Annotated in this window: 10 protein-coding genes; all 10 read left to right on the forward strand. The window is 69.7% G+C overall.

Annotated elements, in window-relative coordinates; genetic code table 11:
• Window positions 1-287 precede the first annotated feature (287 nt).
• Window positions 288-1568: an extracellular solute-binding protein gene (locus AB0F58_RS26215; protein ID WP_357148162.1), complete on the forward strand. Its 1281-nt coding sequence runs from the start codon at window positions 288-290 to the stop codon at window positions 1566-1568.
• Window positions 1569-1599: 31 nt separating this feature from the next.
• On the forward strand, window positions 1600-2553 hold the full coding sequence (locus tag AB0F58_RS26220; RefSeq protein WP_357148165.1) for a sugar ABC transporter permease: 954 nt from the start codon (window positions 1600-1602) through the stop codon (window positions 2551-2553).
• A 9-nt stretch (window positions 2554-2562) separates the two neighbouring features.
• The gene (locus AB0F58_RS26225; RefSeq protein WP_357148168.1) at window positions 2563-3459 is read left to right on the forward strand and encodes a carbohydrate ABC transporter permease; all 897 of its coding nucleotides are present in this window, start codon (window positions 2563-2565) and stop codon (window positions 3457-3459) included.
• Window positions 3460-3489: 30 nt separating this feature from the next.
• Window positions 3490-4902, forward strand: a complete 1413-nt coding sequence (locus AB0F58_RS26230; protein WP_357148170.1) for a Gfo/Idh/MocA family oxidoreductase — start codon at window positions 3490-3492, stop codon at window positions 4900-4902.
• Complete coding sequence (locus tag AB0F58_RS26235; RefSeq protein WP_357148172.1) at window positions 4899-6533, forward strand: glycoside hydrolase 43 family protein; 1635 nt, start codon at window positions 4899-4901, stop codon at window positions 6531-6533. The genes AB0F58_RS26230 and AB0F58_RS26235 overlap by 4 nt, the downstream gene beginning before the upstream one ends.
• A 46-nt stretch (window positions 6534-6579) precedes the next feature.
• Window positions 6580-7464, forward strand: a complete 885-nt coding sequence (locus AB0F58_RS26240) for a PmoA family protein (RefSeq protein WP_357148175.1) — start codon at window positions 6580-6582, stop codon at window positions 7462-7464.
• Window positions 7465-7580: 116 nt separating this feature from the next.
• Window positions 7581-8477: a PmoA family protein gene (locus AB0F58_RS26245; RefSeq protein WP_357148177.1), complete on the forward strand. Its 897-nt coding sequence runs from the start codon at window positions 7581-7583 to the stop codon at window positions 8475-8477.
• Window positions 8474-9715 carry an ROK family transcriptional regulator gene (locus AB0F58_RS26250; protein ID WP_357148180.1) on the forward strand — a complete coding sequence of 414 codons (1242 nt, stop codon included), beginning with the start codon at window positions 8474-8476 and terminating at the stop codon, window positions 9713-9715. The genes AB0F58_RS26245 and AB0F58_RS26250 overlap by 4 nt, the downstream gene beginning before the upstream one ends.
• A gap of 825 nt (window positions 9716-10540) precedes the next feature.
• The gene (locus AB0F58_RS26255) at window positions 10541-12292 is read left to right on the forward strand and encodes a cellulose-binding protein (protein WP_357148183.1); all 1752 of its coding nucleotides are present in this window, start codon (window positions 10541-10543) and stop codon (window positions 12290-12292) included.
• Window positions 12293-12426: 134 nt separating this feature from the next.
• Complete coding sequence (locus AB0F58_RS26260; protein ID WP_357148186.1) at window positions 12427-13605, forward strand: right-handed parallel beta-helix repeat-containing protein; 1179 nt, start codon at window positions 12427-12429, stop codon at window positions 13603-13605.
• Window positions 13606-13721 lie beyond the last annotated feature (116 nt).

Consider the following 13721-nt stretch of genomic DNA (forward strand, 5'->3'; position numbering starts at 1 on the left):
TTTCGGTAACTTCGTCCACTGTTTGTTTCATGGATTGACGTAACCGGAAACTTGGTCGTAACCTGTCCGGCAACGTCGGGACCAGTGCCCGAGTCCCAAAATCGGGTGTCTGCCTCGCCCCTGTCGTCCACCTGACCGAGGTGTGGCTGCCCGTGCTCCGGCCGTGAAATCAAGCTTGCCGACTACCTGTCGTGACGCCGGTCCGCCGGCCTTTACTGAAGGGGCTGCGACTCCCGATGACCGATCTACCTGCACGATTCACCCAGTCGCGGGTGAGCCGCCGAGACATGATCAGGATGGCGGGGCTCACCGGCCTCGGGCTCGGCCTGACCGGGTGCGCCGGCTTCGGTGGCGGCGACGACGAGCCCGAAGGCGGCACCGTCCAGCTGAACATGGTCTGGTGGGGAGACGCCAAGCGCGCCGCGAAGACCCAGGCGGCCCTGGACATCTTCCAGCGCGAGAACGCGGGCATCACCGTCAAGGTCGAGTACCAGGACAGTGGGCCGTACAAGGACAAGCTGGCCACCCGCTTCGCGGCCGGCGATCCGCCGGACGTCATGGCGATGCGGATGGACAGCCTCCGCGAGTACGCCGACCGCGGCGCGCTGCTCGACCTGAACCAGCACTCCAGCGCGGTGGACCTGTCCGGCCTGAGCGAGAGCGCCCGGACGCTGGCCGCGGTCGGCGACAAGACCTACGGGGCACCGGCCGGCCTCAACGCGCTCGGCTTCGTGGTCAACAAGACCTTGACCGACAGGTTCGGTGTAAGGATCCCGGACGGCGACACGTGGAGCTGGGACGACCTGGCCGCGTTCGCCCGGGACGTCACCAGGGCCAGTGGCCGGAAGGTGTACGGCACCCACTTCGACCATGCGACCCTGGCCAACCTCATCGCCTTCACCCGCCAGCAGGGTGAGGATTTCTACACCGCCGACGGCACCTTGGGCGCGAGCGAGGCCACCGTCGCCGCCTGGTTCGAGCTGGGCAACCGGATGCGGACCGACGGCGCGTTCCCGCCGGCCGGGTTCATCGAGGAGGTGGGCTCCTCCGCCGCGCAGTCGTACCTGGCCAAGGGCTCGATCGCGTCGCAGATCATCCCGACGAACAACTTCCTGTCGTACGACGAGGCGGCGGGCGGCAACCTGACGCTGCTGCGTCTGCCGGGGGAGACCCAGGGCAAGCGGCGGGGACAGTCCGTCGACTGCCCGCACCTGTGGTCGGTCGCCGCCGCGTCCAAGCATCGGGACGAGGCGCTGAAGCTGCTGAACTTCCTGGTCAACGACCTCGAGGCGGCAAAGGCCACCGGCACCACCCGGGGCGTTCCGGCCAGCACGAAGATCGCCGAGGAGCTCAAGCCCACGCTCGCGCCGGAAGACCAGGTCGCCACCGAGTACCTGACGAACCTGCAGAAGGAGAACCTGCCCCGCTCCTACACGTACCCGCCGGGCTCCAGCAAGATCCAGTCGAGCCTGGAATCGATCGCCACGGAGGTCGAGTTCAAACGGCAGACGCCGCAGCAGGCCGCCCGGGCGTTCGTCGACGCCGGTCGGAAGGCGCTCGGCAGGTGACGACGGCAGCCGGGCTCCGGAGCGGTCGACCGTGAGCACGACACGCGCAACGGCCGGGCCGGCGGCATCCGCAGGCCCGGCCCGGCGAACCGTACCGCCGTCCCGGCGGCGACCCAGGCGTCGCCGGGACCGGGCCGGGTACCTCTTCCTGCTGCCCTGGTTCATCGGGATGCTCTTCACGGTCATCCCCTTCTTCGCCTCCCTGTACCTGGCCTTCACCGACTACAACCTGCTCAACGCTCCGCAGTGGATCGGCCTGGACAACTTCCAGGAGATGCTCCGGGACCCACTGCTGCGCCAGTCGCTGAAGGTCACCTTCGTCTACACGTTCGTCTCGGTGCCGCTGTCGCTGGTCGTCGCGTTGGGCGTGGCGATGCTGCTCAACCGCGGCATCAAGGGCCTGCCCGTCTACCGGGCGATCTTCTACCTGCCCTCGCTGCTCGGCGGCAGCGTCGCGATCGTGCTGCTGTGGAAGTACATCTTCGGCCTCGAGGGCATCGTCAACAGCTTCCTGGGCTGGTTCGGCATCGACGGCCCGGGATGGACGTCGGACCCCGACCACGCGCTCACCACGCTGATCATCCTGCACATCTGGACGTTCGGCTCACCGATGGTGATCTTCCTGGCCGGGCTGCGGCAGATCCCGTCGATGTACTACGAGGCCGCCGCGGTGGACGGCGCGACGAGGTGGCACCAGTTCCGCTCGATCACCCTGCCCCTGCTCAGTCCGATCATCTTCTTCAACCTGATCCAGTCCCTGATCTCGTCGTTCCAGACGTTCACCCAGGGCTTCATCATGAGCGGCGGCACCGGGGGCCCGGCGCAGTCCACGCTCTTCTACAACCTGTACCTGTACCAGCAGGGATTCTCGCAGTTCAACATGGGCTACGCCTCGGCCATGGCCTGGATGCTGCTGGTCATCATCGCCGCCTTCACCGCGCTGAACTTCCTGGCCGCCAAGTACTGGGTCTTCTACGACAACTGAGGTCACGCCATGTCGATCGCCCCGCCGGCCGCGGCTCCACCGCAGCCTGACGAGGACCACCACCTCGAGCGTGCCAGCCGCAGCAGGCGATCCCGGTTCACCCGGCACGTGCTGCTCTGCCTCGTCGGCGCAGTGATGATGTACCCGCTGCTGTGGATGGTCTCCAGCTCGCTCAAGCCGAGCCGGATCATCTTCACCGACCTGTCGCTGTGGCCGGCCGAATGGGAGCCGGGCAACTATCCCGACGGCTGGTTCGCCCTGGAGCAACCGTTCAGTGTCTACCTGGTCAATTCTCTGGTGATCGTGGTGCTGAGCATCCTCGGTAACCTGATCTCCTGCTCGCTGGCGGCGTACGGCTTCGCCCGACTGAAGTTCACCGGCCGCAAGCTCTTCTTCGCGCTGATGCTCGGCACCATGATGCTTCCCGGCCACGTGTTGCTGGTGCCCCAGTACATCGTCTTCGCCAAGCTGGACTGGATCAACACGTACTACCCGCTGCTGGTACCGAACTTCCTGGCCACCAACGCGTTCTACATCTTCCTGATGGTGCAGTTCATGCGGTCGCTACCCCGGGAACTGGACGAGGCGGCGCGGATCGACGGGTGCGGGCCGTTCCGCACCTTCTGGAGCGTGATCATGCCCCTCTGCATGCCGGCGTTCGCCACCACCGCGATCTTCACGTTCATCTCGGTGTGGAACGAGTTCTTCGGCCCGCTGATCTACCTGACCGACTCCGAGCTGTACACGGTGCCCCTGGCGCTGCGGCAGTTCGTCGACTCCGAGGGCCAGTCCCAGTGGGGACAGATGTTCGCCATGTCGTTCCTGTCTCTCGCCCCGGTCATCGGATTCTTCATCGCCGGGCAGAAGTACCTGGTCAAAGGCATCGCCACCACCGGCCTGAAGTAGGCCCAGCACGAGATCGAGGATCTGACACCCATGGGACAGCAGCGACCACTGCCGGGGCGCCGGTACGCGTTCGTCGGCACCGGCTCGCGAGCGCGCATGTACCTGACCGCGCTCCTGGGCACGCACGCCGACGTCGGGCATCCGGTGGCGTTCTGCGACACGAACGAGGTGCGGATGGCGTACCACGACCGGATCGTGCGCCAGGCCCACCGCAACCTGACGGTGCCGCACTACGCGCCCGGCGACTTCGCCGCGTTGCTGGCCCGGGAACGGCCGGACGTGGTGGTCGTGACCTCCCCGGACGCCACCCACGCCGGGTACGTCGACGCGGCGCTGCGGCACGGCGCGGACGTGGTGGTGGAAAAGCCCATGACCACCGACGTGGCCGGGCTACGGCAGATCGGCGACGCGCTGGCCGCCGGCACCGGCGGCCTGACCGTCACCTTCAACTACCGGTACTCGCCGCGCAACAGCCTGGTGCGTCAGCTCGTCGCCGACGGCGCGATCGGCGAGGTGACTTCGGTGGCGTTCGAGTGGTGCCTGGACACCGTGCACGGTGCCGACTACTTCCGGCGGTGGCACCGGGACAAGGACATCTCGGGCGGGCTGCTGGTCCACAAGGCGAGCCATCACTTCGACCTGGTGAACTGGTGGCTCGCCGACCGGCCGGAGGTCGTGTTCGCGCGGGGCGGCCTCCGGTTCTACGGCGCGGACAACGCCCGCCGCCGAGGGCTGGCGCCGCGTCCGGACCGCAGCCGGGACGCCGTCGGGGTCGACGACCCGTTCCGGTTGGACATCACCGCCGACGACCGGCTCCGGCAGCTGTACTACGACGGCGAGTACCTCGACGGCTACGTCCGGGACCGGGACGTCTTCTCCGGCGGGATCACCATCGAGGACAACCTCAACGTCGTCGTCGGCTACCGGGGCGGGGCGTCGATGTCGTACACCCTGCACGCGCACAGCCCGTGGGAGGGATACCGGGTCGCCATCAACGGCACGGCGGGGCGGATCGAACTCGACGTCGTCGAGAGGGGCCACGTCACGGCCGCCGCGCCGGCCGCCACGATCGGGGCGGCCACCGCGGCGGCCGTCGTCGATCCCACCGCGGACGAGGACGCCCACCTCGACGGTGCGGGCCAGTTGCGTCCGTCCGGAGCGCGACTGCTGCTGCAACGCCACTGGGAACCGGCCCGGGAGATACCCATCCCGACCGGCCGGGGCGGCCACGGCGGCGGGGACGCGATGCTGCTTGACGACGTGTTCCGTGGACCGGGCCGCGACCCACTGGGCCGGCAGGCGGGCTTCTCCGAGGGCGCCGCCAGCGTGCTGGTCGGCATTGCCGGCAACCGGTCCCTGCGGACCGGTCAGGCTGTCTACCTGGACGAGTTGGGGGTGCCGCTGGCAGCCACGACCGCCGACCGTCACGGGTCTGCGGCATGAGCCCGACCCCGAGCCCCGAGGCGTCAACGGCGAGCCGGCCGCCCTGGCTCGCCGACAACGGCGACGGGACCTACCGCAACCCGGTCCTGCACGCCGACTGGTCCGACCCGGACGCCATCCGGGTCGGTGACGACTTCTATCTCGTCGCCTCCAGCTTCCACCGGGTACCGGGGCTGCCGGTCCTGCACAGCCGCGACCTCGTCAACTGGACCATCATCGGCCACGGCCTGCCCCGCCTCGAGCCGGAGGAGGTGTTCCGCCGCCCGCAACCCGGCTGCGGCGTGTGGGCGCCGGCCATCCGGCACCACGCCGGCCGGTTCTGGATCTTCTACCCCGACCCGGACCGCGGCATCTTCGTCGTCACCGCCACCGACCCCGCCGGTCCCTGGTCCCGACCCCACCTGCTCAAGGCCGGCCGAGGCCTCATCGACCCCTGTCCGCTGTGGGACGACGACGGCTCGGCCTACCTCGTGCACGCCTGGGCCAAGAGCCGGGCCGGCTTCAACAACAGGCTCACCTGCCACCGCATGAGCCCGCTCGGCACCACGCTCCTCGACGACGGCCGGCAGATCATCGACGGGGACGCCCTGCCCGGTTACCGCACCCTCGAGGGCCCCAAGTTCCACCGACGGGACGGCTGGTACTGGATCTTCGCCCCGGCCGGCGGGGTCGCCACCGGCTGGCAGTCCGTCTTCCGGTCCCGGCACGTCTTCGGCCCGTACGAGGAGCGCATCGTCCTGGTCCAGGGCGACACCACGGTCAACGGCCCCCATCAGGGCGCCTGGGTGACCACCACGAGCGGTCAGGACTGGTTCCTGCACTTCCAGGACAAGGGCGCGTACGGCCGGGTCGTGCATCTGCAACCGATGCGATGGGGCGCGGACGGCTGGCCCGCGATCGGCACCCACACCGGCGCCGGGCCCGGCGAACCGGTGCTGTGCCACCCGAAACCGGTGCCCAGCACCGCTGCCCCCGTGGCACCCGCCGCCGGCGACGACTTCACCGGACCCACCCTCGGCCCGCAGTGGACGTGGGCCGCCAACCCGCGACCCGGCTGGTGGACCCTGCGGCCCGGCCAGGGCCTACGGCTGACCTGCGTGCCCGCCGACGACGACACCGGCGACCTGCGCCAGCTACCCAACCTGCTCGGCCAACGGCTACCCGCCGAACGGTTCCACGTCACCACCACCCTGCGCCTGACCGGCGCGACCGTGGGGGCGCGGGCCGGCCTGACCGTCCTCGGCGACAGCTACGCCTGGACCGGGCTGGAACGCACCCCGCAGGGCATCGCTCTGGTCCACCGCACGGCAGCCGACGGAGCCCCCGAAGCGGACGCCGCGCCCCCCGTACCCGTCCCCACGTTCGGGGATGGGACGTGCGCGGCCGTGTCCGTCGGTGTCGAGGTCGACCGGGACGGACGGTGCCAGTTCCTCGCCTCCGCCCGGCTCGAGCCGCCGCGCCCGATCGGGCCTGCGTTCACCGCGACCGAAGGGCGGTGGGTTGGCGCCACCCTCGGACTGTTCGCGACCGTACCCCCGACGGCGGGCGCCGCCGGTACCGCGGAGGTGGGCGCGTTCCGGGTGACCGCTCCGCCAACGATCCGCGAGGACGCTTTCCACCGGGCCGGGTAGGCGCGCCGCCGGCCCCACCAGCCACCAGTCCACTAGGAGGCCACCGATGCACGAACTGGCCACACTCTCCGACACGATCAGCATGACCGTGGACGGGCGCCCGGTCGCTGACTACGTCTGGAAGCCGAGCCTGCCCAAGACCGTGTCCCCACGGCCGTTCCTCCATCCGGTGCGCACCCTCGCCGACACCGAGGTGACCGAGTCGATGCCCGCCGACCACCTGCACCACCTCGGGGTCAGCGTCGCCGTCCCCGACCTCGACGGCGCGAACTTCTGGGGCGGCCGCACCTTCGTGAGCGGTCGCGGACCGACCCACCTGCCCAACCACGGGATCCAGCAGCATCACCAGTGGACCGACTGCACCGACACCGCCGTCGACCACGAGTTGCGGTGGATCGGTCCGGCCGGCAAGGACCTGGTACGCGAACGGCGCCGCATCGCCGCCCGGCCGCTGCGCGACGACGCCTGGACCCTCGACTTCGGCTTCGAGTTGACCAACGTGACCAGCGAGCCACTCGCCTTCGCGAGCCCGGCCACCAACGGCCGACCCGGTGCCGGATACGGCGGCTTCTTCTGGCGGGCCCGGCGCGGCGACCGGCAGGTCAACGTGCTCGGGCCGGACCGGACCGGCGAACGACACCTGCACGGCCGGCGGACCGCCTGGCTGGCCCTGACCGGCGGCAACCCCGCACCCTGGACGTTGGTCTTCGTCCCGGTCGGGCGACCACAGCCGATCGACCCGTGGTTCGTGCGCAGCCGCGACTACGTCGGCGTCGGCTCGTCGCTGGCCTGGTCCCAGCCCCTGCTGGTCGGCCCCGGCGAACGGGTGCGCCGCCGGGTCCTGACCATCGTGGCCGACGGCAGGCTACGCTCTCGAGAAGTCGCCGCCCTCGCCACCGCCGTCGCGGAATTCGCGGCCGACGCGGACTAGCTGCGATGACCGCCAGGCGTCGAGTGGACCCGACAGGCGCAGCCAGCCGGCTCGGACGCGGATCGTGGCGGCGGACCGACCAGGGCGGCCAGGCGACGAGAGGCAGCGAGGAAGCGATGGCGGGTTCGGACGTACCCCACTCGGTGCTCACCGACCAGCCACGCGGTACCGCCGTCCTGCGGAGCCAGGGACACGACGTGGCCCGGTACGTGTGGAAGCCCGACGTGCCCCTGGCCATGTCCCCACGCCCCTACCTGCACCCCGTACGGACGCTGGCCGGTATCACCGTCACCGATGCCGCGCCCGACTCGCACCGGCACCAGTTCGGCATCAGTATCGCCGCCCCCGACGTCGCCGGCCGCAACTTCTGGGGCGGTCGGACCTTCGTCGCCGGCCACGGCCCCGCCTGGCTGGACAACCACGGCATCCAACACCACCAGCGGTGGCTCCGCCACGCTCCGGATGCACTCGCTCACACCCTGCGCTGGACGGACGCGCGCGACACCGTCCTGCTGCACGAGCGCCGGTCGATCACCTGCCGTCCGATCGACCGGACCGCCTGGTCGTTGAGCGTCCACACCCAGCTCACCAACGCCACCGACGGGCCGCTGCCCATCCGCAGCCCGATCGCGCACGGCCGCGTCGGCGCCGGCTACGGCGGCTTCTTCTGGCGTGGCCCCACCGCCGACCGGGTCCGTATCCTCAGCCCGGCCGGCACCGACGTCCGATCCGTCCACGGAAGCACCGCCGCCTGGGTCGCGGTCACCGGCACCGGCGCCGACGGCTCCTGGACGATGCTGTTCGTACACCCGGACGAAACCACCGTGCACGACCGCTGGTTCGTCCGAGCCCGCGACTACCTCGGCGTCTGTTCCTCAGTAACGTGGGACCGACCGTTGGTCCTCGCACCCGGAGAAATGATCATCAAACGCGTCACCACCCTGATCGTCGATGGCAGCCCGTCGTTCGCGGCAGCCACCGAGCTTGCCGACAGCGTGCGGCAGGCGCCATGACCCCGCCCATCCGACCCAGCAGCCCTCAGTCGCGCGTCGAACCGGCCCGGCAGGAGAGCCTGCGTACCCTCAACATCGAGTTGGTCTTCCGCCACATCCTGGCCGCCGCCCGGCCGATCTCCCGCACCGAACTCGCCTCGGTCACCGGCCTGACCAGACCGACCATCACCCGGATCGTCGAGGAACTCATCGCCGGCCAGCTCGTCAGCGAGGTCGGCTACACCCACGACGGACGCGCCGGCCGCCCCCGCGTCGGCCTGACCGTGTCCGACAAGGGACCGGCCGGGCTGGGCCTCGACATCCGCGCCGACGGCCTCGCCGCCTGCATCGTCGACCTCACCGGCACCCTTCGGCACCTCGCCTTCACCCCGACGACCTACGCCGATCCCACCGCACCGGCCGTGCTGGCCGACCTCGCCCGGATGGCCGACGCCGCGGTCGAAGCCGCAGCCGCCGCCGACCTGACGGTGGTGACCGCCACCCTCGCGGTGCCCGGCCCGGTCGACTCGGGCCTGGTCAGATCCGCCCCCGTCCTGGGGTGGCGGAACGTGGACGCCGGCGCCCTGTTGCGCGAAGCGACCGCGCACCTCGACTTGCCCATCACCGTCGACAACGAAGCCAACCTCGCCGCACTGGGCGAACTCTATGCCAGCGACAACACGCTCAGCAGCTTCGTGTACGTCTCCGGCGGCCTCGGTATCGGTGCCGGCATCGTCCTCGACGGGCGGCTGATGCGCGGCATGCGCGGCTGGAGCGGCGAACTCGGGCACGTCACCGTCTACCCCGACGGCAGACCGTGCCCCTGTGGTTCCCAGGGCTGCCTGCAAACGTACGCCAGCCTGGAGGCCATCCTCGGCGACGAGCCAGCGCCGGCCGGCACCACCCCCGAAACCGCGATCACCATCCGGGCCGAGAGCGGCCAACCCGAAACGCTCGCCGCGCTCGACACCGCCGGCACCGCCCTGGGTGTCGCCCTGTCCGACACCCTCAACATCCTCGACAGCGACACCGTTCTGCTCGGCGGAAGCTTCGCCCTCCTCGCGTCCTGGCTGACCGACGGAGCCAGGGACCAGATCAGCCGGCGCGTCCTCACCACCGACTGGGCTCCGGTCAGCGTCCGACCCGCACTCCTCGGCCCCGACGGCGCAGTCATCGGGGCCGCGTTGACCTCTATCGACCAGATCCGCCAGCGCCCCGGCATCTGGCTGCTTCGGGCGGCACCGTCGAACCACGCCTGATCGGGTGCGCGGTGCGCCTCGGGAGGCGCTGTCGAAACGCTGCCCGTCGTCCCGACGGCTGCTCTCGGAAAGCGCTTTCCGCATCCCGGACAGTAGCCGGACGAGCCGGCATTGTCAATGTTTGTCACGTTTCAGCGGACGGCCCGGTGGCCGGGGTGGATGCGCGGCCGGGGCCGGTGGTCGCGGCGCGGACGGGTGACGTCGAGCGCGGGTGACCCGGGCCGGGGATGGTCGGCGGCCGGTGGCGGTGGTGGTGGGTGGGCGGGGGAGTCGAGCACTGGGACGCCGCTCCCTCGATCGGGTGATCGCACCTCCTCGTTCGACGCGACGACTCGGGCGCCGGCCCGACGTTGCCGGACAGGTTACGACCACATTTCCGTTTACGTCAATCCGTGAAACAAAAAAGCGGCGGAGTTACCGAAAGCCATTGACTGTAATCGGTGCCGCTCCCTACAGTGGTGCCCCACAGCCACTCCACGGTGGAGAGCCGGGCCGGGAACCGTGCCCCCACCAGGTCGAGCGCCACGCGGCGGCTGAGGCAGCCGTCGGCACGCCGTCGATGCCCACCCACTGCGCCCTGGTCCCACCCCCCCCCGTCCGGTCCGGTCGAAGGACGCGGTGCTCGCTCGTTCGCGTACGCCCACCGGACCGGGCGTGGTCGTTACCAGCAGCCACCCCCGCTCATCACGGCACCAGCTCCATCGGCCCTGACCTACCCGCGTAGCGGCACCACCGGAGACCACCCGCAGGAAGGACCCCACCAACACCATGAAGACGTCGACACCTTCGCGGCGCCGCCGCGTCGGGAGCCTCGTGGCGGCAGCCATGACCCTCCCCCTGGCGGCACTCACCGCCACCATCGCGACCACACCCGCCAACGCCGCCACGCTGTTCAGCGCCGACTTCGAGTCCGGCATCAGTGGCTGGTCGAAGTCCGGTGGCGATTGGACCGTCGTCGCCGACGGGTCCAAGGCCCTCCAGCAGACCAACACTGGCACCGACCGGGCCCGCCAGTTCGCCGGCTCCACCAGCTGGACGGACTACTCCGTACAGGGTCGGGTCAAGCCGCTGGCCTTCGGCTCCGGCGGCGTCGCCGCGCTGGCCTCCCGGGCCGCCGGCTCCACCAAGATGTACCGCCTGGCCCTGACCGGCACCAACCGCGTCGAGCTGCAGTACATGAACGGTAGCGCCATCACCGTTCTGGCCTCGGTGTCGCGGCCCGTCGCCACCAACACCTGGTACACCCTGCGGCTGGACACCACCGGCAGCACTGTTTCCGGCTATCTCGACGGCACCCTGGTTGGGACCGCCACCAGCACCGCCATCCCGGCCGGCCGGGTGGGTCTGTTCACCGGCTACGCCAGCGCCCGCTTCGACGACATCACGGTCACCGACTCCGGCACCACCCCGCCCACCACCCCACCGCCCACGACTCCGCCGCCGACCACTCCACCGCCGACCACTCCACCGCCCACGACCCCGCCGCCCACCGGCCAGACCTTGTACGTGTCCCCGACCGGTAGCGACAGCGCATCCGGAACGGAGTCGGACCCGACGACGCTCACCACGGCGATCACCCGGATCGGTGCCGGCGGCACGATCTACCTGCGGGGTGGGACCTACCGGTTCGCCCAGACGGTCACCATCGCGCAGGGCAACAACGGCACCTCGACCGCCCGCAAGAAGCTGTCCGCCTACCCGGGGGAGACCCCGGTGCTGAACTTCTCGGCGCAGAGCGAGGACCCGGCCAACCGGGGGCTCGCCGTGAACGGGTCGTTCTGGCACGTCCACGGCATCGTCGTCGAGCGTGCCGGCGACAACGGGATCTTCGTCGGCGGCAGCAACAACATCTTCGAGCGCACCGTGACGCGGTTCAACCGCGACTCGGGGCTGCAGATTTCGCGGGCCACCGCTGACACCCCCAAGGACCAGTGGCCGGCGAACAACCTCGTGCTGAGCGCGGAGTCGCACGACAACGCCGACTCCGACGGCGAGGACGCCGACGGGTTCGCCCCCAAGCTCACCGTCGGCCCCGGGAACGTCTTCCGCTACGCGGTGTCGCACCACAACATCGACGACGGCTGGGATCTCTTCACCAAGCCGGACACCGGTCCCATCGGCATCGTCACCATCGAGGACTCCCTCAGCTACGACAACGGCACCCTCAGCGACGGCAGCCAGGCCGGCAACGGTGACCGCAACGGCTACAAGCTCGGTGGCGAGGACATCGGGGTCAACCACGTCATCCGGCGCAACATCGCCTACAACAACGGCAAACACGGCTTCACCTACAACCGCAACCTCGGCACGATGTCCGTGTCGAACAACATCAGCATCGACAACAGTGAGCGCAACTTCCAGTTCGACGGCGGCACGTCGGTGTTCCGCAACAACGTCTCCTGCTTCAGCAGCAGCGGCACGAACGACCGCGTGATCGGTGATGCCGACGGGTCGAACCAGTTCTGGGCTGGCTCGAACGGATCCCGTTGCTCCGCTCTGACCGGCGCGCTGGGCTGGTCCTTCGCCGCGGACGGCCGCCTCGTCGTGACCTTCGGCGGCAAGCCGGTGACGCCCTAGCCGCTCTTGGCCGAGCCGGGCCGGACGGGCACCGCGGAACGGTGCCCGTCCGGCCCGGGAGAGCCGGATTCGTTCCCGCACGTACCTTCCCCCGAGTTTCCCGCGCGTACCTCCTCCCGAAAGGAAGCCCACCCGTGAGATTGCTTGCCACCTTCCGGCAACGCCGGGGCCCGGCCACCCTGGCAGCGGGGATCACCACCCTGGCTGTCGTGGCCGTCACCATGTCCGCCCCGTCCACGAGTGCTGCCACACCGCTCAGCGGCAACCCGGAGAGCGGTTCGCTGAGCGCGAGCCCGACGTCTCCCGCGCAGACCGAGCAGCCGGTCGGGTACGCCTCGATGAACGGTGGCACCACCGGCGGATTCGGGGCCAAGGTGGTCCACGAGTACACCCTCAGCGAGTACTGGCCCAGCGCCGGATACTCGAACCCGGGTGACGCGATGTACGACCTGATCAAGGAACACGACGACCGGCCGTCCAACGAGGGCCTGGTCATCTATGTCGACCAGACGATCAGGTCGTCCGAGTTCAGCGACGCCAAGATGCACGTCAACGACGTCGAGAACGTCTCCATCCTCGGGGTCGGCACCCAGGGCGAGTTCGACGGGGTCGGGCTGAGCCTCCGCAACTCCCACAACGTCGTGATCCGGAACCTGAAGATCCACCACGTCGACACCGGGGAACGGGACGGGATCACCGTCCAAAAGCACAGCTCCAACGTCTGGATCGACCACAACGAGATCTACAACGTGTTCCAGGGCGTCGACAAGGACTACTACGACGGCCTGATCGACATTAAGGACGGCGCGCGGTACGTCACCGTCTCGTGGAACCACCTGCACGACTCGTGGAAGACCGGGCTGACCGCCGGCGGCGACAGCGAGAGCTCGGCGGGCGACTTCATCACGTACGCGAACAACTGGTTCCAGAACGTGAACTCCCGCGTCCCGCTCATCCGCCGCTCGCACGTGCACATGCTGAACAACTACTTCCAGGACGTGGCCGACACCGCGATCAACGCCCGGATGGGCGCGCAGGTGCTGGTCGAGGGCAACTACTTCGAGAACGTCGGCACCGGGGCGGTCGACGAGGTGACCGGCGACATCCACGGCCCGGTCGGCTGGTTCTACGGCAGCAACACGACCGGGTACTGGAACCTGGTGGACAACGTCTACGTGAACACGCCGAACGCGCACCTGAGGTCGACCACCGATTTCACGGTCCCCTACGCCTACGACACGCTCAGCCCGCAGGATGCCAGGACGCAGGCTGTTCAGAACACCGGCGTCGGCGTGGTCGACGTGACACCGTAGGCATCCTCTCCGTACCCGTACCACGGTGATCCGTACCCGTACCACGGTGACCGCCGCCGAGGGCGGTCTGCGATCGGGCCGCAGCGGTCGGCCGGCTCCATACGGCCGGTCTGTCG

It is taken from the genome of Micromonospora sp. NPDC023956 (genome assembly GCF_040639195.1).
In the GTDB taxonomy this organism is placed as follows: Bacteria; Actinomycetota; Actinomycetes; order Mycobacteriales; family Micromonosporaceae; genus Micromonospora.

Coding starts and splice junctions, on each gene's coding strand:
- AB0F58_RS26215 (WP_357148162.1), top strand. CDS start 288: ATGATCAGGATGGCGGGGCTCACCGGCCTCGGGCTCGGCCTGACCGGG.
- AB0F58_RS26225 (WP_357148168.1), top strand. CDS start 2,563: ATGTCGATCGCCCCGCCGGCCGCGGCTCCACCGCAGCCTGACGAGGAC.
- AB0F58_RS26230 (WP_357148170.1), top strand. CDS start 3,490: ATGGGACAGCAGCGACCACTGCCGGGGCGCCGGTACGCGTTCGTCGGC.
- AB0F58_RS26235 (WP_357148172.1), top strand. CDS start 4,899: ATGAGCCCGACCCCGAGCCCCGAGGCGTCAACGGCGAGCCGGCCGCCC.
- AB0F58_RS26240 (WP_357148175.1), top strand. CDS start 6,580: ATGCACGAACTGGCCACACTCTCCGACACGATCAGCATGACCGTGGAC.
- AB0F58_RS26245 (WP_357148177.1), top strand. CDS start 7,581: ATGGCGGGTTCGGACGTACCCCACTCGGTGCTCACCGACCAGCCACGC.
- AB0F58_RS26250 (WP_357148180.1), top strand. CDS start 8,474: ATGACCCCGCCCATCCGACCCAGCAGCCCTCAGTCGCGCGTCGAACCG.
- AB0F58_RS26255 (WP_357148183.1), top strand. CDS start 10,541: ATGACCCTCCCCCTGGCGGCACTCACCGCCACCATCGCGACCACACCC.